This is a genomic window from Saccharothrix sp. S26, assembly GCF_021390395.1.
Classification (GTDB): Bacteria; Actinomycetota; Actinomycetes; order Mycobacteriales; family Pseudonocardiaceae; genus Actinosynnema.
Map to the genome: position 1 here is coordinate 1 of NZ_JAJUWT010000022.1, position 20,934 is coordinate 20,934.

Consider the following 20,934-nt stretch of genomic DNA (forward strand, 5'->3'; position numbering starts at 1 on the left):
TGCGAAAGCCCCGCGGCCGGAGCTCGCGGGGCTTTCGCACGTCGACTCAACTGCCGTCGACCGGCGGCCGGGGGTGGGGGAGCGGAGGGTCTGACCAGCTCCGCCGCCGCTCCCGGGCCGCCTCGGTGCTCATCGCAACGGGTCTCCCGGACGGCCCGCGTCCGGCAGGTCGTGACGCGTCTCGCCGGCCTGCGGCGGACGGCTCACGTCACCGCGCCACGCGCCGGTCTCCAGGCCGCGCCCCTCGATGAACTCCTTGAACCGCTCCAGGTCACCGGACACCCGGTGGTCGACCAGACCGATCGCCGCGCCGGCCTTCTCGGTCAGCGTCTGCGGGTCGTACTCCATCTGCACGTGGACCCGCGTGCGGCGCTCGTCGAGCCGGTGGAAGGTCACCACACCACCCTGCGGCGGGCCGTCGACGGTGTGCCACGCCACCCGCTCGTCGGGGTGCTGCTCGGTGATCTCCGCGTCGAACTCCCGCGTCACCCCACCGATCTTGGTGACCCAGTGGGTCCTGGTGGGAGTGACCTGGGTGATGCGCTCGACGCCCTCCATGAACTGCGGGAACGACTCGAACTGCGTCCACTGGTTGTACGCGGTCGTGACCGGGACCTCGACGTCCACGGACTTCTCGATCGTCGTCACAGCTAACAACCTCTCCTCGGGAATCGAGTTCGACACTTGAGTACCCCCCAACACGGGTTCCACACACATGTCAACCCATCGGCTGGTAACCGGGAGTAGCGCTTCTCCGGGAAGTGTTTGCTTCGCTTCTCACCGGCTAACTCTCCTCTGTGGACCAGTACCCCGACGCGGTTCTCTTCGACCGCGACGGCACGCTCATCACCGACGTGCCCTACAACGGCGACCCCGACCGGGTGCGCCCGATGCCCGGTGCGCGTGACGTCCTGCGCCTGCTGCGCGCCCACGGTGTGCGCACGGGCGTGGTCACCAACCAGTCCGGCATCGGTCGTGGTCTGCTCACCCGCGCCCAAGTGGACGCGGTGAACGCGAGGGTGGAGGCGCTGCTCGGCCGGTTCGGCACCTGGCAAGTGTGCCCGCACCACCCCGACGACGGCTGCGCGTGCCGCAAACCCGCGCCCACCATGATCCTCGACGCCTGCGAGGCCCTCGGCGCGCGCCCCGAGCGCACTTACTTCATCGGCGACATCGAGGCGGACGTCAAAGCTGCCCTCGCCGCCGGCGTCACGCCGATCCTCGTGCCCACCCCGGTCACCCTGCCCGACGAGGTCGACCGCGCGCCGCACACCGCGCCCGACCTCCGGTCCGCGTTGGCGATGGTCCTATGAGGACGATCGTGGCCAGGCTCGACAACGACGGCGACGTGCTGCTCGCCGGCCCGGCCGTGCGCGCCGCCGCGCACGCGGGCGAAGTCGTGCTGCTGTGCGGGCATTCCGGCGCGCAGGCGGCGGAGCTGCTGCCCGGCGTGCAGCGGGTCGTGCGCTGGGACTGCCCGTGGATCACCAACCCCGCGCCCGAGGTCCGCAACCCCGACATCGAGGGGATGGTGGCCCTGCTCAAGGGGATCCGCGCGGACGTGGCCCTGGTCCTGACCTCCTTCCACCAGAGCCCGCTGCCGCTGGCGCTGCTGCTGAAGCTGGCCGGCGTGCCGAAGGTCGTGGCCCGCTCCACCGACTACCCCGGCTCGCTGCTCGACGTCCGGCTGCGCGACGACCCGGACATCCCGGAGGCCGAGCGCGCGCTCCAGGTCGCACGGGCCGCCGGTTTCGAGCTCCCGCCCGGCGACGACGGCCGGCTGGCGATCGTCGCGCCGCCGGAGCCGGGCGAGATCGGGCCGTACGTCGTCGTGCACCCGGGCGCGTCCGTGCCCGCCCGCGCCTGGTCGCCGGACCGGTGCGCGCAAGCCGTCACGGCGCTCGCCCAAGCCGGGCACCGCGTGCTGGTCACCGGCGGCCCGAACGAGACCGCGCTGACCAAGCACGTGGCCGGCGCGCACGGCGTGGACCTCGGCGGCCGCACGACGTTCGCCGAGCTGGCCGGGTTGCTGGCCCGCGCGGACGCCGTCGTGGTCGGCAACACCGGCCCGGCGCACCTCGCCGCCGCCGTGGGCACGCCCGTCGTGTCCTTGTTCTCCCCCGTCGTGCCCGCCAGTCGGTGGGCGCCGCACGGGCCGCACGTGTTGCTGGGCGACCAGGACGCGCCGTGCCGCGACTCGCGCGCACGCGAGTGTCCGGTGCCCGGCCACCCGTGCCTCGACCGGGTGACGGCCGACCGGGTCGTCGCCGCCGTAGCCGACCTCGTGGGGGTGCGGACGTGAAGATCCTGCTGTGGCACGTGCACGGCTCGTGGACGAACGCGTTCGTCCGGGGCGGTCACGACTACCTGGTCCCCGGCCCGCCCAAGGGCATCGGCCTGGCCGGGCGCGACTGGCCGGCCGCCCGCGAGGTGGACGTGTCCGAGGTGCCCGATCTCGGGGCGGACATCGCGGTGCTGCAACGGCCGGAGGAAGTCGGCCTGGTGCCGACCGGGATCCCGGTCGTGTACCTGGAGCACAACACCCCCAAGTACCCGAACCAGACCCACCCGCTCAAGGACTGGCCGGGCACGATCGTCCACGTCACCCACTTCAACGACCTCATGTGGGACTGCGGCACCGCGCGGACCGTCGTCATCGAACACGGGGTGGTCGACCCCGGGCCTCAGTACACCGGTGAGCTGCCCCGTGCGGCCGTGGTGGTCAACGAGCCGGTGCGGCGCGGCCGCGTCGTCGGCACGGACCTGCTGCCCCGGTTCGCCGAGGCCGCGCCGCTGGACGTCTACGGCATGAAGACCGAGAAGCTGGGGGAGATGGGGCGCGGTGACCACGACCTGGTCTCGCTGCACCGCGAGCTGGCCCGGCGACGCCTGTACCTGCACCCGGTGCGGTGGACGTCGCTGGGGCTGTCGCTGATCGAGGCGATGCACCTGGGGATGCCCGTGGTCGCGTTGGCGTGCACCGAGGTCGTGCGCGCGGTGCCGCCGGAGGCGGGTGTGGTGTCCACCGACGTGGACGAGCTGGTGCGGGCGGTGGCCGAGCTGGTCGCCGACCCCGCGCTGGCCAGGCAGAAGGGGAAGCAGGCCAGGGAGTTCGCCCTGGCCCGGTACGGACTCGACGCCTTCCTGCGGAGTTGGGACCGGTTGCTGACAGGAGTGAGCGGATGAGGATCGCGATGGTGTCCGAGCACGCCAGCCCGTTGGCCGCCCTGGGCGGTGTCGACGCGGGCGGCCAGAACGTGCACGTCGCCGCGCTGTCGGCGGCGCTCTCGGCACGCGGGCACGACGTGGTGGTCTACACCCGCGGCGACGACCCGGACCTGCCCGAGCGGGTGCGCACCGAGCAGGGCTACGACGTGGTGCACGTGCCGGCCGGACCGGCGTGCGCGGTGCCCAAGGACGAGCTGCTGCCGCACATGGGCGAGTTCGCCCGGTTCCTGGAGCAGCAGTGGGACCAGGAGCGCCCGGACGTGGTGCACGCGCACTTCTGGATGTCCGGGCTGGCCTCGGTGCTCGCCGCGCGCAAGGTCGGCGTGCCCGTGGTGCAGACGTTCCACGCCCTGGGCACGGTCAAGCGCCGCCACCAGGGCGCGGAGGACACCAGCCCGGCCGAGCGGATCGGCATCGAGCGGATGATCGGGCGTGAGGCCGACCGGATCGCGGCGACGTGTGACGACGAGGTGGCCGAGCTGATGCGCATGGGCGTGCAGCGGTTGCGGATCTCCGTCGTGCCGTGCGGGGTGGACCCGGCCCGCTTCCGGCCCGAGGGCCCCGTGGACCGCCGCCGCTACCGGCACCGGATCGTCTCCGTCGGCAGGCTGGTGCCGCGCAAGGGTTTCCAGGACCTGATCACCGTGCTGCGGTCTTTGCCGGACACCGAGCTGGTCATCGCGGGCGGCCCGGTGGACGTCGAGTCCGACCCGGAGGCGCGGCGGCTGGCGGCGCACGCCGAACGCCTCGGCGTGCGGCCCCGGCTGTGCCTGGCGGGGCAGGTGTCGCGGGACGCGATGCCCGCGCTGCTGCGCTCGGCCGACGTGGTGGCGTGCGTGCCGTGGTACGAGCCGTTCGGCATCGTGCCGCTGGAGGCCATGGCGTGCGGCGTGCCGGTGGTGGCCAGCGCGGTCGGCGGCCTGACCGACACGGTGGTGGACGGCGTCACGGGCGTGCTCGTGCCGCCGCGCGACCCGGCGGCGCTGTGCCGGGCGCTGCACTCGCTGCTGTCCGACGAGGCCCGCCGCGAGGCGTGCGGCCTCGCGGGCCTGGACCGGGTCGGCGTGCGCTACACGTGGGACCGGATCGCCGAGGACACCGAACGCGTATACGAGCGGGTCACGGCGGGTCGGGCCGTGGCCGTGGGAGGAACCCGATGACAGTCGAGGCGCACTTGAACGGACTGGCCCAGTCGTTGGCCGGGCTGCGAGCCCAGGCGCCGCGCCTGACCCGCTGGGGCGGTGTGCTGGCCCGCAGGCTGGCCGACGGCGGCCGGCTGCTGGCGGCGGGCAACGGCGGGTCGGCCGCCGAGGCGCAGCACCTGACCGCCGAGCTCGTCGGCCGGTTCCGCGACGACCGGCGGCCGTTCTCGGCGATCGCGCTGTGCGCGGAGTCCTCCAGCGTCACCGCGATCGGCAACGACTACGGCTACGACCAGGTGTTCGCCCGGCAGGTCACCGCGCACGCCCGGCCGCAGGACGTGGTCGTGCTGCTGTCGACCAGCGGGCGCAGCCAGAACCTGCTGGAGGCGGCGAAGGCGGCCCGGGAGGCGGGCGCGCACGTGTGGGCGATGACGGGCCCGGCCCCGAACCCGCTGGCCGAGGCGGTGGACGAGGTGCTGGCGCTGCCCGGCGAGCCCGCGAACGTGCAGGAAGCCCAGCTGGTGGCCGTGCACGCCCTGTGCGCGGCGTTCGAGGCGGCTCTGCCGACGTCGGAACGGAGGGTCTCGTGAAGCTGGGCTGTGCTGGGTCGCCGCTGCTCCGCGGACGGCCGGCGAGGACGCCTGGACCGACGCGACCTCGCGGCGAGGGTGGCGGAGAAGGAGGGTTGTCGTGAAGCTGGTCGTCGTCGGCGACTCGTTGCTGGACATCGACGTGCTGGGCACCGCGGAACGCCTGTGCCCGGACGCGCCCGCGCCCGTCCTGGACGTGCGGGAGGAACGCGCCCGACCCGGTGGCGCGGGACTGGCCGCGGCCCTGGCCGCCGCCGACGGCGTCGACGTCACGCTGGTCAGCGCCGTGGCGGACGACGAGGACGGCCACCGGCTGCGCGAGGAGCTGGCCCGCGTGCCGAGCGTGCTCGGGCCGTCACCCGCGCCCACCCCGGTCAAGACCCGGCTGCGCTGCGGCGACCAGTCGATCGCCCGGCTCGACCGCGGCGGCGGGTCCGGCGTGCCGCAGGCCACCGACGCCATGCTCGACGCGGTGCTGGAGGCCGACTGCGTGCTGGTCTCCGACTACGGGCGCGGCCTGCTGCGCGACGAACGGCTGCGCGGCGTGCTCGCCCGCCGTCCCGTCGTCTGGGACCCGCACCCGCGCGGACCGGACCCGGTGCCCGGTGCGCGGCTCGTCACGCCGAACGCGGCCGAGGCCAAGGCGTTCAGCGGTCACGCCGACCCGATGGACGCCCTCGAAGCGCTGCGCGCGAAGTGGCGGGCACGGGCCGTCGTGGTGACCCTCGGGGCCGACGGCGCCCTGCTGCACGGTGGCGGCACGCCGGTCGCCGTGCCCGCGCCCCGCGTGCCGGTGGTCGACCCGTGCGGCGCGGGTGACCGGTTCGCGGTGACGGTCGCCGCCCGGCTCATGGGCGGTGCGGCGATGGACGACGCGATCGCCGACGGCGTCACGTCGGCCGCCGACTTCCTGAGTCACGGCGGCGCGTCCGGGTTCCGACCGGTCGACCGATTGTCCACAGTGGACGCGGTGCGGGCGCGCGGCGGCACGGTCGTCGCCACCGGCGGCTGCTTCGACCTGCTGCACGCGGGCCACGTCCGCACGCTGCGCGCCGCCCGGTCGCTCGGTGACTGCCTGGTGGTGTGCCTGAACTCCGACGAGTCCGTGCGCCGGCTCAAGGGCCCGGACCGGCCCGTCACCAAGGAGCAGGACCGGGTCGAGGTGCTGCGCGCGCTGGGCTGCGTGGACGACGTGATCGTGTTCGAGGACGACACCCCGGAACGCGTGCTGGCCGCACTGCGCCCGGACGTGTGGGTCAAGGGTGGCGACTACACCGTGGAGTCGCTGCCGGAAGCGGACTTGGTCCGGGGGTGGGGTGGGCGCACCGTCGTCGTGCCCTACCACCGCGGCCGTTCGACCACCGAGATGCTGTCGAGGAGGGGCTGATGCTCGGCCAGGTGTTGGTGACCGGAGGCGCGTCCGGCTTGGGCGCGGCGGTGGTGCACGCGGTGCACGAGTTGGGCGGGCAGCCGCTGGTGCTGGACAAGGCCGCGCCGTCGTCGTCGGAGGTGGCCGACTTCGAGTCGGTCGACCTGTCCGACACCAGGGCGGCGGAACGCGCGGTCAAGGCGATCGCCGAGCGCAACGGCGGCCTGCGGGCCGTCGTCACGGCGGCGGGCACCGACGCGTGCGGTCGGCTGGACGAGGTGTCCGGCGCGGACTGGGACCGGGTGGTGATGGTGAACCTGCTCGGCACCGCCGCGGTGGTGCGGGCGGCGCTGCCCATGCTGGACGGCGGCCGGGTGGTGACGATCGCGTCCACGCTGGGCATCAAGGCCGTCAGCGACGCCACCGCGTACTGCGCCTCGAAGTTCGGCGTGGTCGGCTTCACCCGGGCGCTGGCGGCGGAGACCGCGGGCCGGGTCGGCGTGACGCTGGTGATCCCCGGCGGCATGCGCACGCACTTCTTCGACGACCGCGCCGAGCAGTACCGGCCGCCGGACGACAGCAAGCTGAACCCGCCGGAGCGGGTCGCCGACGCGATCGTGTTCGCGTTGCGCCAGCCCGAGGGGTGCGAGGTGCGCGAGCTCGTCGTCGCCCACGCAGAGGAGGGGTCGTGGCCGTAGCCTCCCGGCTGGACACCGGGAGGGCCTTCGCCAAGGTGCTGCTGCCGACGCTGGCCAAGGGCGTGATCCTGCGCCGGCCGTCGGCGACGGCGCTGGCGGCGAAGGCACGGGCGGACGCGGCGGCGGTGGCGACGATGAAGCGGTTGCGGGAGCGGTACGGCCCGCAACCGCTGCGCCTGCGCGTGACCGGGCGCAGCGTCGCGCTGCTGCTCGACCCGCTGGACGTGGCGCGGCTGCTGGCCGAGTCACCGTCGCCGTTCGCCCTGGCCACCGTCGAGAAGAGGGCGGCGCTCAAGCACTTCCAGCCGCACGGCGTGCTGATCTCGACGGGGCGGGAGCGGGCGCGGCGGCGCGCGGTGAACGAGGACGTGCTGCGACCGGACAAGATCGACGTCCGGGCGATCGTGGCCGACGAGGCCGACCTGCTGCTGCGGCACGCCCGCGGCACCGGTCGGCTGACCTGGGACTCGTTCGCCCAGGCGTGGTGGCGGGCCGCGCGGCGGATCGTGCTCGGGTCGTTCGCGCGGGAGGACGTCGAGCTGACCGACATGCTCCAGACCCTGCGCGCGAACGCCAACTGGGCCTACCTGCACCCGCGCCGGGAGGCGTTGCGCCGGCGGTTCGAGGACCGCTTGTGCGGGCACCTGGAGCGCGGCGAGCCGGGCAGCCTGGCGAGCCTCGGGCCGGCCGACGAGCTGGTCGAACAGGCGCCCCACTGGCTGTTCGCGTTCGACGCGGCGGGCATCGCGACCATGCGCGCGCTGGCGATCGGCGGCGAGGGCGAGGCCGGGATCTGGGAGTCGGTGCGGTTGTGGCCGACGACGCCGGTGATCCTGCGCGAGAGCACCGAGCCGACCCGCTGGCACGGCACGTGGCTGCCCGCCCGCACCACGTTCATCGTGTTCGTGCCGTACTTCCACCGCGACCCGGACCGGCTGTCCCGCGCCGACTCCTACGCGCCGGAGAACTGGCCCGCGCCCGCCGACCCGGGTCTGGTGCCGTTCAGCGGCGGTCCGGGCATCTGCCCCGGTCGCGACCTCGTGCTGGTGGCCGGCGGCGCGATGCTGGACGCGTTGCGCCCGCACCTGGACGTGCCGACGCTGCACCCGCCGCTGCCCGCCACGCTGAACCACTTCGGGCTGTCGTTCGTCACCCGCAGTGATGATTGAAACACCACGCGGTTGGGTATGTGGTGGCGGTGAGTCAGGCTGAGGAGTCACACCAACGGCGGTTGGCCCGCAACCTCAACGAGTTGTTGCAGGAACTGCGAGTGGCCCAGGCGGGCGTGCAGATCCTGTTCGGCTTCCTGCTGTCCATAGCCTTCACCGACCGCTACGCCTCGGCCGACGGCTACATCCGCGTGACCCACCTGATCACGGTCCTGTTCGCCGCGGGCGCGGTGGCGCTGCTGACCGCGCCCGCGGCCTGGCACCGGCTGCTGTTCCGCCGCGGCAGGCGCGAGGACGTGATCGAGGTGGCGAACCGCTTCGCGATCGCCGGCCTGGCGTGCCTGGCGGTGGCGATGACCGGCACGATCCTGCTGCTCGGCGAGGTCGTCGCGGGCGGCTGGGTGGCCGTCGTGCTGGGCGTGTTCGCCGCCGTGGTGTTCGGCACGCTGTGGTTCGCCTGGCCGTGGCGCGAGCGCGTGCGCGACACCATCTCCGAGGGCGAGGACGACGAGGACCGCCTCGAGTGAGCGGGGATTCCGCGGTGATCGCCACTTCGTGAAGGTGCCGGGAAAGCCCCTCCTGCCACTTTCAACTTATAGCGCACCCCGGGTCTTGCGGCAAGCCCCCGGCCGTGCCGCAGAATTCTCCGGCAATGCCCGAGACCTGCGGAAACCGGAGCGCGTGAGCCACCCGTCGACTTGACACGCGGTGGAGAATGAAAAATCGGCGTGCACTCCGAAAGCACAGGAGTACCCGCCGAATCTAAATCGAGCTTAGCTGTTGTGAGGGGCACGTGTCAACTCAGGGGTATGAAGAGGAATTGCGTTCCGAGCGCGCCTACGTGGCCGATCTCCACCGGCGGCTCGACGTCGAGCGGGCGCGGGTGAAGGCGCGGTACGAGGCGGCGCTGCGGGGGACCGGCGGCACCGCGCTGGAGCGCGACGACGAGGTGCGCGCGCTGGCCAAGGACGCCAAGCGGCTGGCCGTGGCCGACAACGGGCTGTGCTTCGGCCGGCTGGACTCCGTCACCGGCGAGCGCTCCTACATCGGCCGGATCGGCCTGTTCGACGAGGAGCGCGACTACGAGCCGGTGCTGCTCGACTGGCGGGCACCCGCCTCCCGCCCGTTCTACGTCGCCACCGGGGCCAACCCGGAGAACATGCGCCGCCGTCGCCAGTTCCACACCCGCGGGCGGCAGGTGGTCGAGTTCACCGACGAGGTGCTCGGCCGCCCCGACGGCGCGCAACGCGGTGACGCGGCGCTGCTCGCGGCGGTCAACGCGCCGCGCGGTGAGGGCATGCGCGACATCGTGGCCACGATCCAGGCCGAGCAGGACGAGATCATCCGGCTCGACCACCCCGGCGTGCTGGTGATCGAGGGCGGTCCGGGCACCGGCAAGACCGTCGTCGCCCTGCACCGCGTCGCGTACCTGCTCTACACGCAGCGCGAGCGGATGGAGCGCCACGGCGTGCTCGTGGTCGGGCCCAACCCGGCGTTCCTGAACCACATCGGCCGCGTGCTGCCGTCGCTGGGCGAGTCCGACGTGGTGTTCACCACCCCCGGCGGCTTCGTGCCCGGTCTGCGGGTCACCGCCGAGGACGCGCCGGAGGTCGCGCGGCTCAAGGGCTCGCTGAAGATCCTCGACGTGCTCAAGGCGGCGGTGGCGGACCGGCAGCGGCTGCCGGAGGAGCCGCTGACCGTCGAGCTGGGCGGCGTGCGGGGGCGGATCGACGCCGAGACCGCGCAGTGGGCGCGAGAAGAGGCGCGTGCCGGCGGCCTGCCGCACAACGAGGCCCGCGCGGTGTTCGCCGAGATCGTCACCTACGTGCTCACCGAACGGGCGATCCCCCGGATCGGCAAGGACTGGCTGAGCCGGTCGGACCGCGAGTCGTGGGAACGGCTGCGCGCCGACCTGGTCAAGGAGCTCGCGCAGGACGAGGCGTTCACCGCCGCCCTGGACGAGCTGTGGCCGGTCCTGACGCCCCGACAGCTGCTGTCCTCGCTGTACACCTCGCCGGAACGGCTGCGCGCGGCCGGGGCCGACCAGGCGTTGTGGCGCGCCGACGGCGAGGCGTGGACGGTGTCGGACATGCCCTTGCTGGACGAGCTGGTCGACCTGCTGGGCCGGGACAAGGCCGACGACCGGGCCGCCGAGCGCGCGCGCAAGGCGGAGACCGAGTTCGCCGCCGGCGTGCTGGACAGCCTCGTCAGCCGCCAGGACTCGATGGACGACGAGGACCACCTGTTCGCCACGGACCTGCTCTACGCCGAGGACCTGGCGGACCGCGTGATGGAGCGCGACACCCGGGAGCTGGTGGAGCGCGCCTCGGCGGACCGGGACTGGACCTACCGGCACGTCGTGGTGGACGAGGCGCAGGAGCTGTCCGAGATGGACTGGCGGGTGCTGATGCGCCGCTGCCCGGGCCGTTCCTTCACCGTGGTCGGCGACCTCGCTCAACGCCGGTCGCCGGCCGGTGCGACGTCGTGGGACTCGGTGCTGGAGCCGTACGTGCCGGGCCGCTGGGTCTACCGGTCGTTGACGGTGAACTACCGCACCCCGGCCGAGATCATGGCGGTCGCCGCCGCGGTGCTGGCCGAGTTCGCGCCCGACGTCGCGCCGCCGGAGTCGGTGCGGGCGTGCGGCGTGCGGCCGTGGTCGAGGCAGGTGACGGAGGACGAGCTGCCCGCCGCGGTGGAGGAGTTCGTGCGGGCAGAAGCGGGCCGTGAGGGCACCAGCGTGGTGATCGGGCCGCCCGACGTGCCGGGCGCGGTGGCCGCGTCGGAGACCAAGGGGCTGGAGTTCGACGCCGTCCTGGTCGTGGAACCCGAGCGGATCATCGCCGACGGCCCGCGCGGGGCGGCCGAGCTGTACGTGGCGCTGACCCGGGCCACGCAACGCCTCGGCGTCCTGCACCGCGGTCCGCTGCCGGCGGCGTTGAGCGGGCTGGTCGAGCTGGGCACCCTCGCCGGCAGGGCTTAGCGGATCGCGGCCGGCCCCGGCGTTCGGGGCCGGCCGCGAAACGCCGGTTGGCGCGTTGTCGGCCGGGTCGTGTGGCGACACCCGGCTGCGGGTGCCGGGTGGCCGGACCGGTCGGTCGGGCGAGTGGCGTCGCCCCGGGCCGGCCGCGGACAGTGGTCGGCGGACTCGGCGGTCGGAACGCGTCACCCCGCGTCACCCGCGGACCTCGCGCCGGTCGCGGATGGCGGTCAGCCCGACTCGTCGGTCGAGTCGTGCGGCGCGCCCACCGGTTTCGACTGCGACGAGCCGCGCTGGCGCAGGTACACGCTGAACACCACCATCGAGCCGATGGCGAGGAACTCGGACTGCCAGTTCTGCAACGACCGGTTCCAGAAGTCCGCCGACAGCACGTAGTCCCACCAGGACACCGGGTCCTGGAACGAGTTGAGCTGGTCGTTGTTGTGCTGGCTGCGTCCGGCGATCGACTGGGTCAGCCACGAGCCGAGGAACAGCCCGAGCATGACCAGGCCGAGCGAGTTCGAGTACAGCTTCGTGCGCCAACCGCCCGCCTTCGCCCACGGCGGCGACTGCTCCTTCAGGTGCGCGCCGAGCAGTTGGTCCCGATCGGACTCGGCGCCCAGCCGCTCGGCGGTCTTCGACTCGGTCGACCCCTTCTGCATCAACCACACCGTGGCGAAGATGAACAGGAAGAACTGCAGGTACTCCGACTGCCAGTTCTCGGCCACGTCCACCGCGAACTCCGACGACGTCACGTACTGCCAGAAGCCGATCGGGTCGCCGCCGTCGGCGAGCAGGCGGTTGTTCAGGTCGGCGTTGCCCGAGAACGCCTGGCCGACCAACGACGCCAGGAACAGCAGGCCGAACGCCAACCCCAACCCGTTGTCGCGCAGGAACCTCTTCACAGGCCCACCAACCCGATGACGCTGAAGCACACCATCAGCGCGAGCACGCCGATCAGGTAGACGTAGAACATCCCGCGTTGCGTCACGGCCCACCCACCTCGCACTTGTACGGCCGCTCGCCCTGCGGTCGGCAGCCCGCGCCGGACACCCGCCAGCCCGAGGTCACGTCGCGCAGGAACAGCACGTCGTCCGACGTGCGGACCTGCGCCGCGTCACCCCACGCCTCGACCGACCGCACCGCGCCGCCGGGCACGTCCAGCGACGAGCACTCCACGTCCTCGCGGGCCTTCTCGGTCAGCAGGTCGCACGCCCGGTCCGAGTCGCCCGCGGCCACCGCCGAGGTGAACTCCTCCGCCGTCCGCCGGACCAGGTCGTCCGAGCTCGTGCCACACCCGCCCAGCACCAACACCGCCGGCAACGCCACGGCGGCACACCACCGAAAGCGGATCATTGCCGGACGATAGCCCCTCACGGGCGCAGCAGCACCTTGACCGCGCTGTCCTGCTTGCGCTGGAAGATGTCGTAGGCGTGCGGGGCCTGGTCGAGCGGCAGGTGGTGGGTGGCGAAGGAGTCCACGCCGAGCGGGTCGTCGTCGGTCAGCAGCGGCAGGATCTCCGGCACCCAGCGCCACACGTTGGCCTGGCCCATGCGCAACTGCACCTGCTTGTCGAACAGGGTCAGCATGGGCATCGGGTCCGCCATCCCGCCGTACACACCGGAGATGGAGATGGTGCCGCCGCGCCGCACGATCTCGATCGCCAGCCGCAGCGCGTGCAACCGGTCGACGCCCGCGGTCCGCATGAACGGGGCCGCGATCGCGTCCGGGAGCAGGCCGACGGCCTGGTGGGCGAGCTTCGCGACCGGCGCGCCGTGCGCCTCCATGCCCACGGCGTCGATCACGGCCTCCGGGCCGCGCCCGCCGGTGAGCTCGCGGATGTGGTCCACCAGGTGGCCGTCGCGCACGTTCAGCACGGTGACGCCGTGGCCGCGGGCCCGGGCCATGCGCTCGGGCACGAGGTCGACGCCGATGACGGTCTCCACGCCGCGGTGCTGCGCGATGCGGGTCGCCATGTCGCCGATCGGGCCGAGGCCGAGCACGACCAGGCTGTCGCGCGTGCCCGCGTACTCCACCGCCTGCCACGCCGTGGGCAGCACGTCGGACAGGTACACGAACCGGTCGTCCGCCGGGCCCTCCGGCACCTTGATCGGCAGCGTGTTGCCGAACGGCACCCGCAGGTACTCGGCCTGCGCGCCGGGCACCTGCCCGTACAGCTTGGTGTAGCCGAACAGCGCCGCGCCCGAGCCCTGCTCGCGGACCTGGGTCGTCTCGCACTGGGACTGCAGGCCCCGTTCGCACATGAAGCACGTGCCGCAGGAGATGTTGAACGGCACCACGACCCGGTCGCCCGGCTTGACCTCGGTGACCTCCGCGCCGACCTCCTCGACCACGCCCATCGGCTCGTGCCCGAGGATGTCGCCCTCGTCGATGAACGGACCCATCACCTCGTACAGGTGCAGGTCGGAGCCGCACAGGCCGGTGGACGTGATGCGGACGATGATGTCGGTCGGCTCCTTGAGGGTCGGGTCGGGCACGGTGTCCACGCGCACGTCCCGCTTGCCGTGCCAGGTGACGGCCTTCATGACGCTCCTCCCAGCTTGCCGGGTCGACTGCCCGGAGCGTTCCCGGCACGGCGTGTGGCAAACCCGGGCCGGGGTACCCGCACGCCATGAGCGCACCACTGCCCCAGGACCGGGTCGGCGCGCCGATGCGCGCGGTCGTCACCGGGGCCGACTCCGGCATCGGCAAGGCCGTCGCGGTCGCCCTCGCGGGCGGCGGCGTGGACGTCGGCATCACGTTCCACACGGACGCCGACGGCGCCGAGGCGACCGCCCGGGAGGTCCGCGAGCACGGCGTCCGGGCGGCCGTGCGGCAACTGGACCTGACCGACCTGCCGACCGCGGCGTCCGTGGTGGACGAGCTGGCGGCCGAGCTGGGCGGGATCGACGTGCTGGTGAACTGCGCGGGCACGGGGACCGCGCAGAAGGCCATGGACATGGACTTCGACACGTGGCGCAGCGTGCTGTCGGTGGACCTCGACGGCGCGTTCCTGTGCGCGCAGCGGGCGGCGAAGCACATGATCGAGGCGGGCCGGGGCGGTCGGATCATCAACATCACCTCGGTCCACGAGCACCAGCCGCGGGTGGGTGCCGCGCCGTACTGCGCGGCGAAGGCCGGGTTGGGCGCGTTGACCAAGGTGCTGGCGCTGGAGCTGGCCGAGCACGCGATCACGGTGAACTCGGTCGCGCCGGGGGAGATCTCGACGCCGATGACGGGCCAGGAGGACGTGGACCCGCGGACCGTGGCGCGGCCCGGTGTGCCCTTGGGACGTCCGGGGCACGCGGGCGAGGTGGCCTCGGTGGTGGCGTTCCTGGCGACGCCGGCGGCCGGTTACGTGACCGGCGCGTCGTTCGTGGTGGACGGCGGCATGACCTTGATGGGCCCTCAGGCGAGCCAGCTCCTGACCGATCGGTCCTGGCTGCGGACGTGACCGCCGGCTGACGGGACAACGGCCCGGGCGTCACGCGGTCCTTCCGCTCGTGACGCCCGGACCGTCCACAAAGGTGCTACGACCGGGCCTTCGCGGTCTTGCGGTTGTTCGCCTTGCCGATCGCGTCCACCAACTGCTGCTTGGTCATGGTCGACCGGCCGGGCACGTCCAGCCTCTTGGCCAGGTCGTAGAGGTGCTGCTTGCTGGCGTTGGCGTCCACACCGCCGGCCGTGCGGCCCTGCTTCGGCGTGCTGCGCGCCGCCTGCGCGTCGGACGGGCCCTTCTCCTTCTTCGGCTCCCAGTGGTCGCCCACCTTCTCGAACGAGTGCTTCAACGCGGCGAACGCGGTCCGGTGCGAGCGCTGGCCCTCGCCGTAGGTCTGCACGGCCGAGTCGTGCGCCTTGATCCACGTCCGCTGCGCCTTCTTCGACGAGCGCGCGATCGTGCTCGGCAACTCCTCACGTCCGGGCATGGCTCTCCCTCCTCGGGGCTTCGCCTCGGGTTTCACCTCGGCCACCGGGGTACCCGGAGCCCATGACGGACATGCGTGTCGATGCACTCGACGTCCACAGCCCGGTCGACGGTCAGCTGATCGGCTGGCTGCCCATCGCCACGGACGAGGACGTGGCCGGCTCGGTGCTCACCGCGCGTGAGGCGCAACCCGGCTGGGCGGCGACACCGGCCGCCGAACGGGGAGCCGCGCTCAAGGCCGCGGCCCAGGCGATCCGGGACCACGCGGACGACCTGGCGAACGTCCTGCACTCCGAGACCGGCCGCCCATTCGCGTCCGCGCGGGACGGTGTGCTGGCCGGGGTGTCCACGTTGGAGCAGTACGCGGAGCTGGGCCCGGTCCACCGCGGCCGGTCGTTGCGCGGCTCGCACGACGCCGCCGACTTCATGGTCCCCGAACCGCGCGGCGTGGTCGTCGCGCTCACCCCGTGGAACGACCCGGTCGCCGTCTCCTGCGGCCTGCTCGGCGCGGCCCTGGTCACCGGCAACACCGTCGTGCACAAGCCGAGCGAGCGGTGCCCGCACACGGGCGTGCTGCTGGCCCAGCTCATGGTCGACCACTTCCCGCCGGGCGTCCTGCAAAGCCTCACCGGCGACGCCTCGGTGGGCGCCGCGCTGGCCGCGTCACCGCACGTGGACGTCGTCGCGCACGTCGGCGGCACGGCCACCGGCCGCTCGATCGCCGCCGCCTGCGCGCGGACCGGTGCGAAGGCGCTGCTGGAGAACGGCGGCAACGACCCGCTGCTGGTCGACGCCGACGTGGACCCGGTCTGGGCGGCCGAGCAGGCGGCGGTCGGGGCGTTCACCAACGCGGGCCAGTTGTGCACGTCCGTCGAGCGGATCTTCGTGCACGAGGCCGTGGCCGAGGAGTTCCTGGCCGCGCTGTGCGAGCAGGCCCGTCGGTGGAACGCCGACCCGCAGCCCCTGGTGGACCTGCGGATGCGCGAGCACGTGCACGCGCACGTCGCCGAAGCGGTGGCGGACGGCGCCCGGCTCCTGGTCGGCGGCGAGATCGGGGACCGCGAGGGCGCGTACTACCCGGCCACCGTGCTCGACCACTGCACGCCGGACATGCGCGTGATGCGGGAGGAGACGTTCGGGCCGGTCGCGCCCGTGCGCGTGGTGCCGACGTTCGAGCTGGGCCTGGCGGAGGCGTGCGTGGACGAGCACGGCCTGGCCGCGACCGTGCTGACCGGGTCGATGGCGCACGCGCAGCAGGCGTGGCGGGCGCTGCCCGTGGGCACGGTGAAGGTCAACGCGGTGTTCGGCGGCGCGCCCGGCGGTGCGGCCCAGCCGCGCCGGATGTCGGGCACCGGGTTCGGCTACGGCCCCGAGCTGCTCGACGAGATGACGACGGTGAAGGTCGTGCACCTCGGCCAGGCTCAGATCCAGCCCTCGTCCCAGGCCAGCCGGGCGGCCTCGTAGCGGGTGGTCACGCCGAGCTTCGTCATGGCCGACGACAGGTAGTTGCGCACCGTGCCCGCGGCCAGGTGCGCCTCGCCCGCGATCGTCGCCACCGTGCCGCCCCGCAACGCGTGCCGCAGCACGTCCAGCTCCCGTGCCGTCAACGGGCACGCGCCCTCGGTCAACGCGGCGGCGGCGATCTCGGAGTCCACGTACCGCCGCCCGGCGTGCACGTCCCGCAGGATCGAGGCGAGCTGGGCGGCCGGCGTGGTCTTGGGCACGAACCCGCGCACGCCCGCGCTCAACGCCCGCCGCAGCACACCGGGCCGCGCGTGCCGCGTCACGATCACCACCGCCACGCCGTCCAGCCCGCGCACCGCCTCGGCCGCGAGCACGCCGTCGCGCCGGGGCATCTCCAGGTCGAACACGGCGATGTCGGGCCGGTGCGCCCGGACGGCCGCGACCGCCGCGTCACCGTCGCTGGCCTGGGCGACCACCTCGATGTCGTCCTCCAGCTCCAGCAACGCGGCCAACGCGCCCCGGATCAGATCCTCGTCGTCGGCCAGCACCACGCGGATCACCGGCCCACCCCGGCCTTCCCTACCAGCTCGAACCCCTCCGGTGGTGTCGGACCGGCCTCGACCCGCCCGCCCACGGTGGCGAACCGCTCGCGCAACCCGGCCAGCCCCGCGCCCGACTCGCCCTCGAACCCGGCCGGCACGCCGTCGTTGCGCAGCCGCACGCGCACCTGGCCGTCGACCACGTCGATCAGCACGTCGCAGCGCCGCGCCCGGCTGTGCCGCAGCACGTTCGTCGTGCCCTCCCGAACCAGCGCCCCGAACAGCGGCTGCAACGGCGGCGGCACGCCCGCCGCGTCGCCGGAGACGGTGGTCTCGATGCCCGCCGCCCGCAGCACGCCCACGGCGTTGGTGATCTCCGTGCCCAGGCTCGCCCGCCGGTAGCCCTGCACCACCTCGCGAGTCTCCTTCAACGCCGTGCGCGCCAGCTCCGCCACCTCGCCCGCGTGCCGCCTCGCCAGCTCGTCGTCCCGGCCGATCAGCCGCTGCGCCAGCTCGCCCTTCAGCGCGATCGCCTGGAGGTGGTGGCCCTGGATGTCGTGCAGGTCCGCGGCGAACCGCAGCCGCTCCTCGGCCACGGCCAGCGCCTCGGCGGTCCTGCGGGCCTCGTCCTGCCGCACCGCCATGTCCCAGATCCACAGCTGGGCCAGGTCGGCGAACACCAGCACGAAGATCATCAGCGCGGACATGATCATCGCCAGTCGGGCGTCCTCGCCGCCGGTCAGCCCGCCCACCGCGACCGTGAGCACCGCCATGACGGTCACCACCGGCCACCGGCTGCGCCGCGGCAGGATCGCGCCGACGTGCGCGATCACCAGGGCCGGCAGCATGGCCCAGGCGGGCAGGAACCCGCCCGTGCCGGTCGTCGCCGCCCACGCCGCCAGCGCCACCGCGAACGTGGCCGCGTGCTCCCACGGGGAGCCGTCACCCCGGCCCAACCCGACCATGGCCTGCCGCATGTACCGGACGTGCTGGACGGTCACGACGGCCACGGCCGCCGCCAGCAGCACCGACCTCGGCACGCCGCGGCCGTTGGCGAACAGGTCGACCACCGTGCCGAGGCAGACGACCACGCCGCCGGCCACCACGGTCCACCACGTGTAGTGGCGGAGCCTGTTCAGGGGAGTCACGCGGTCGAATCTACGAGTCCGGTCGCACGGTTGTCTGCTGACATCTGTCACAAGGACCGGTGCGCGCCGGCACTGGGGGACGCGTCCGTCGGGGACCAGCATGGCGGCCATGGGAGAAACGGTGATCGACGTGGCGGACCTCAGGTGCCGCTACGGTGACTTCGAAGCCGTGCGCGGGGTGGACTTCGAGGTCCGGAGAGGGGAGCTGTTCGCGCTCCTGGGCACCAACGGCGCGGGCAAGACCACGACCATGGAGACGCTGGAGGGGCTGCGCGCCCCGTTCGGCGGCACCGTGCGGGTGCTGGGCCTGGACCCGTTCCGCGACCGGGCGGCGTTGCGCCCGCGCACCGGGATCATGCTCCAGGACAGCGGGTTCCCGGCGGACCTGACCGCGCGCGAGCTGGCGGCGTTGTGGGGTGTCACGAGCGGTCGGCGCGCGACCGAGGACGTGCTGGAACGGCTGGACCTGGGGCACCGGCGCGACGTGCGGGTCAAGCAGCTGTCCGGGGGCGAACGGCGGCGGCTGGACCTCGCGCTGGCCGTGCTCGGCCGGCCGGAGCTGCTGTTCCTGGACGAGCCGACGACCGGGCTGGACCCCGAGTCGCGGCAGCGCACGTGGGACGTGGTGCGCGGGCTGCTGGCGGAGGGCACGACCGTCGTGCTGACCACGCACTACCTGGAGGAGGCCGAGTCGCTGGCGCACCGGCTGGCGATCCTGCACGAAGGGCTGGTCGCGGTGTCCGGCGCGTTGGCGGACGTGCTCGCCGCCCAGCCCGCCCGCATCGAGTTCGACCTGCCCGAACCGCTCGACGTGGGCGCGTTGCCCATGTTGTCCGGTGACGTGGTGCACCGGCCGAGCGGCCGGGTCGAGGTGCGCACCGCCGCGTTGCAGGACGACCTGGGGGTGCTGCTGGCGTGGGCGGGGCGGGAGGGCCTGCGGTTGGGCCGGATCCGCGCGCACCACGCGTCGCTGGAGGACGTGTTCCACAACGCCCGCACGGGCCGTGAGGTGGTGGCGGCATGATCGTCGCACTGGGCTTGGCCGAGCTGAAGCTCCTGCTGCGCAACCGCACCGCCGCCGCGCTGGCCGTGCTCATGCCGATGGCCGCCGGCCTGTACTTCGCGCTGGCCATGGACGGCGAGCAGACCGGCTGGACCATGGTGGTGACCCTGCAACTGCTGTTCTCGTTCGGGTTCACCGTGTACGTGACGGTGACGACCGCGTTGACCGCCCGCCGGCAGGACCTCTACCTGAAGCGGCTGCGGACGGGCGCGGCGTCCGACGTCGTGGTGCTGACCGGCGTGCTGCTGCCGGTGGTGCTGCTCGGGCTCGCGCAGGCGCTCGTGCTGACGGGCATCAGCGTGGTGGCGGGCGCGCCGATGCCGGCGCGGCCGGAGCTCGTGGTCGCCGCGCTGGTCGGCGGCCTGGCGCTGAGCTGCGCGGCGGGCGTGTTCACCAGCGGCGTCACCGGCACCGCCGAACTCGCCCAGATCACCACCGCGCCGTTCTTCTTCGCGCTGGTCGCCGGCGGCCTGGTCGGGTCGAGCGGCGCGGTGGACCTGCCGGTGTTCCTCGTGCCCGGCACCGGCCTGGGCACGCTGGTCGCCGCCGCGTGGGGCGGCCCGACCGACCAGGTCGGCCCGGCCGCCCTGTCCTTGGCGCTGTGGGCGATCGCCGCCACCGCCCTGGCCACCCGGTTCTTCCGCTGAGACCCGCGCGGCTGAGCCGCGGTCAGCCGGTGGGGGAGAAGTCCGCGCTCCGGACGTACTCCATCGCCTCGGCGAACGCGGGGTCGGCCACCCGGGCGGTCAACTCGTCCGGGGTCGGCTCCGCGACGCGCTGGTGCACCCACCACAGGTTGCCGAACGGGTCGCGCACGCGGCTGACCCGGTCGCCCCAGAACAGCTCGGTCGGCTCGGTCACGACGACCGAACCGCGCGCCACGGCCCGGCGCAGCACCTCGGCGTCGTCGGCGACGTAGAGCCGCAGGAACGCGGGCGTGGCCGGCCAACCCGGCCGGTCGAACATCATCACCACCGAGTCGCCGACGCGGACCTCGGCGTGGCCGATCAGCCCGTCGGCCTCGACGCGGCCCAGCTCGACGCCGTCGAGGACGTCGACGACGAAGTCGATCAGCTCGGCGGTGCGGCCGGCGGTGATGATCCACGGTGTGACGGTGTGGTAGCCGTCGGGCACGACGTTCACGGGTTCGTCTCCTCGTCCGGTGGGGGCGGTCGCGTCCGCCACCGACGACGGTAGAGACGATGTAGGTCAGGTCCGGTCCTACTCAGGCGGCGGGATCTCCAGCCCGGGCCGCCCGCCGACCACCGGCGGGCCGCGTCCTCAGGGCCGGCGCCGACAGACACCGGTCCTTCTCGGCGGCCACGTCCGGGCCCAGGTCCTGCCAGTAGCCGAGCGTGCGCGACCTCCGCACGGTGCTCGGCGGGGTCGTGCGCGTACCCGCCGACCAGCTCGCGGACCCGGTCGACGGTCTCGGCGACGTGCCGCTCGGGCACCCGCACCGACACCTGCCACAGCCCGTGGCCCCGGCCCGCCGGCAGCGGCCACGGCGAGCAGCTCCACCCGCGACCGGTGGGGCCCGCCGACCACCCGTGCCGTGATCGTCAGCGCCGCGAAGTCGGGTGGTCGCGCCGGGGCGCACCAACGTGCTGGACCGCTTGGCC

Annotated in this window: 22 protein-coding genes; 14 read left to right on the forward strand and 8 right to left on the reverse strand. The window is 73.5% G+C overall.

All coding sequences use genetic code 11. The features are described from left to right. Window positions 1-129: 129 nt before the first annotated feature. The gene (locus LZG04_RS30555; RefSeq protein ID WP_233823445.1) at window positions 130-648 is read right to left on the reverse strand and encodes an SRPBCC family protein; all 519 of its coding nucleotides are present in this window, start codon (window positions 646-648) and stop codon (window positions 130-132) included. Window positions 649-797: 149 nt separating this feature from the next. On the opposite strand from LZG04_RS30555, the gene LZG04_RS30560 reads away from it, so the two are divergent. The 10 genes from LZG04_RS30560 (at window position 798) to helR (ending at window position 11,176) form a co-directional block, all read left to right on the forward strand. After that, window positions 798-1,313, forward strand: coding sequence for an HAD-IIIA family hydrolase (locus LZG04_RS30560; protein WP_233823447.1), 516 nt, complete (start codon window positions 798-800; stop codon window positions 1,311-1,313). Continuing rightward, a complete protein-coding gene (locus LZG04_RS30565; protein WP_233823449.1) occupies window positions 1,310-2,302 on the forward strand; it encodes a glycosyltransferase family 9 protein in 993 nt (330 codons plus the stop codon). The genes LZG04_RS30560 and LZG04_RS30565 overlap by 4 nt, the downstream gene beginning before the upstream one ends. Beyond that, window positions 2,299-3,186, forward strand: coding sequence for a glycosyltransferase (locus LZG04_RS30570; protein WP_233823451.1), 888 nt, complete (start codon window positions 2,299-2,301; stop codon window positions 3,184-3,186). The genes LZG04_RS30565 and LZG04_RS30570 overlap by 4 nt, the downstream gene beginning before the upstream one ends. After that, window positions 3,183-4,388 carry a glycosyltransferase gene (locus LZG04_RS30575; RefSeq protein ID WP_233823453.1) on the forward strand — a complete coding sequence of 402 codons (1,206 nt, stop codon included), beginning with the start codon at window positions 3,183-3,185 and terminating at the stop codon, window positions 4,386-4,388. The genes LZG04_RS30570 and LZG04_RS30575 overlap by 4 nt, the downstream gene beginning before the upstream one ends. Next, a complete protein-coding gene (locus LZG04_RS30580) occupies window positions 4,385-4,960 on the forward strand; it encodes an SIS domain-containing protein (protein WP_233823455.1) in 576 nt (191 codons plus the stop codon). Before LZG04_RS30575 ends, LZG04_RS30580 begins: the two co-directional genes overlap by 4 nt. A 100-nt stretch (window positions 4,961-5,060) precedes the next feature. Further along, on the forward strand, window positions 5,061-6,347 hold the full coding sequence (gene rfaE2, locus LZG04_RS30585) for a D-glycero-beta-D-manno-heptose 1-phosphate adenylyltransferase (RefSeq protein WP_233823457.1): 1,287 nt from the start codon (window positions 5,061-5,063) through the stop codon (window positions 6,345-6,347). Further along, the gene (locus tag LZG04_RS30590) at window positions 6,347-7,027 is read left to right on the forward strand and encodes an SDR family oxidoreductase (protein ID WP_233823459.1); all 681 of its coding nucleotides are present in this window, start codon (window positions 6,347-6,349) and stop codon (window positions 7,025-7,027) included. The genes rfaE2 and LZG04_RS30590 overlap by 1 nt, the downstream gene beginning before the upstream one ends. Further along, a complete protein-coding gene (locus LZG04_RS30595; RefSeq protein ID WP_233823461.1) occupies window positions 7,018-8,196 on the forward strand; it encodes a cytochrome P450 in 1,179 nt (392 codons plus the stop codon). The genes LZG04_RS30590 and LZG04_RS30595 overlap by 10 nt, the downstream gene beginning before the upstream one ends. Window positions 8,197-8,225: 29 nt before the next feature. Beyond that, window positions 8,226-8,723, forward strand: coding sequence for a DUF6328 family protein (locus tag LZG04_RS30600; RefSeq protein WP_233823463.1), 498 nt, complete (start codon window positions 8,226-8,228; stop codon window positions 8,721-8,723). Between the two features lie 266 nt (window positions 8,724-8,989). Further along, window positions 8,990-11,176 carry an RNA polymerase recycling motor ATPase HelR gene (gene helR, locus LZG04_RS30605; protein ID WP_233823465.1) on the forward strand — a complete coding sequence of 729 codons (2,187 nt, stop codon included), beginning with the start codon at window positions 8,990-8,992 and terminating at the stop codon, window positions 11,174-11,176. Window positions 11,177-11,403: 227 nt separating this feature from the next. Here the strand turns inward: helR and LZG04_RS30610 are convergent, their stop codons facing one another. The 3 genes from LZG04_RS30610 to LZG04_RS30620 form a co-directional block, all read right to left on the reverse strand. Then, complete coding sequence (locus tag LZG04_RS30610; protein WP_233823467.1) at window positions 11,404-12,078, reverse strand: DUF6766 family protein; 675 nt, start codon at window positions 12,076-12,078, stop codon at window positions 11,404-11,406. Between the two features lie 82 nt (window positions 12,079-12,160). Continuing rightward, window positions 12,161-12,529 (reverse strand): hypothetical protein, encoded by a 369-nt coding sequence (locus LZG04_RS30615; RefSeq protein ID WP_233823768.1) that lies wholly within the window; start codon window positions 12,527-12,529, stop codon window positions 12,161-12,163. 17 nt (window positions 12,530-12,546) lie between these two features. Continuing rightward, window positions 12,547-13,719: a zinc-dependent alcohol dehydrogenase gene (locus tag LZG04_RS30620; protein ID WP_233823469.1), complete on the reverse strand. Its 1,173-nt coding sequence runs from the start codon at window positions 13,717-13,719 to the stop codon at window positions 12,547-12,549. Between the two features lie 86 nt (window positions 13,720-13,805). On the opposite strand from LZG04_RS30620, the gene LZG04_RS30625 reads away from it, so the two are divergent. Then, window positions 13,806-14,627: an SDR family oxidoreductase gene (locus LZG04_RS30625; RefSeq protein WP_233823471.1), complete on the forward strand. Its 822-nt coding sequence runs from the start codon at window positions 13,806-13,808 to the stop codon at window positions 14,625-14,627. 76 nt (window positions 14,628-14,703) lie between these two features. Here the strand turns inward: LZG04_RS30625 and LZG04_RS30630 are convergent, their stop codons facing one another. Next, the gene (locus LZG04_RS30630; RefSeq protein WP_233823473.1) at window positions 14,704-15,099 is read right to left on the reverse strand and encodes a ChaB family protein; all 396 of its coding nucleotides are present in this window, start codon (window positions 15,097-15,099) and stop codon (window positions 14,704-14,706) included. Window positions 15,100-15,170: 71 nt separating this feature from the next. Between LZG04_RS30630 and LZG04_RS30635 the strand changes: the two genes are divergently transcribed. After that, complete coding sequence (locus tag LZG04_RS30635) at window positions 15,171-16,562, forward strand: aldehyde dehydrogenase (RefSeq protein ID WP_374202924.1); 1,392 nt, start codon at window positions 15,171-15,173, stop codon at window positions 16,560-16,562. Here the strand turns inward: LZG04_RS30635 and LZG04_RS30640 are convergent. Both LZG04_RS30640 and LZG04_RS30645 read right to left on the reverse strand, forming a co-directional pair. After that, window positions 16,520-17,122, reverse strand: coding sequence for a DNA-binding response regulator (locus LZG04_RS30640; RefSeq protein ID WP_233823477.1), 603 nt, complete (start codon window positions 17,120-17,122; stop codon window positions 16,520-16,522). The two genes, LZG04_RS30635 and LZG04_RS30640, sit on opposite strands and share 43 nt — an antisense overlap. Next, window positions 17,119-18,249: a histidine kinase gene (locus LZG04_RS30645; protein ID WP_233823479.1), complete on the reverse strand. Its 1,131-nt coding sequence runs from the start codon at window positions 18,247-18,249 to the stop codon at window positions 17,119-17,121. The genes LZG04_RS30640 and LZG04_RS30645 overlap by 4 nt, the downstream gene beginning before the upstream one ends. Before the next feature lie 109 nt (window positions 18,250-18,358). Here LZG04_RS30645 and LZG04_RS30650 point away from each other — a divergent pair, with 109 nt between their 5' ends. After that, window positions 18,359-19,273 (forward strand): ABC transporter ATP-binding protein, encoded by a 915-nt coding sequence (locus LZG04_RS30650; protein ID WP_233823481.1) that lies wholly within the window; start codon window positions 18,359-18,361, stop codon window positions 19,271-19,273. Further along, entirely contained in the window at window positions 19,270-19,959 is a 690-nt protein-coding gene (locus LZG04_RS30655; RefSeq protein ID WP_233823483.1) for an ABC transporter permease, read from the forward strand. Before LZG04_RS30650 ends, LZG04_RS30655 begins: the two co-directional genes overlap by 4 nt. Window positions 19,960-19,981: 22 nt before the next feature. On the opposite strand, the gene LZG04_RS30660 is transcribed toward LZG04_RS30655, so the two are convergent. Next, window positions 19,982-20,455: a VOC family protein gene (locus LZG04_RS30660; RefSeq protein WP_233823485.1), complete on the reverse strand. Its 474-nt coding sequence runs from the start codon at window positions 20,453-20,455 to the stop codon at window positions 19,982-19,984. Window positions 20,456-20,934: the final 479 nt, after the last annotated feature.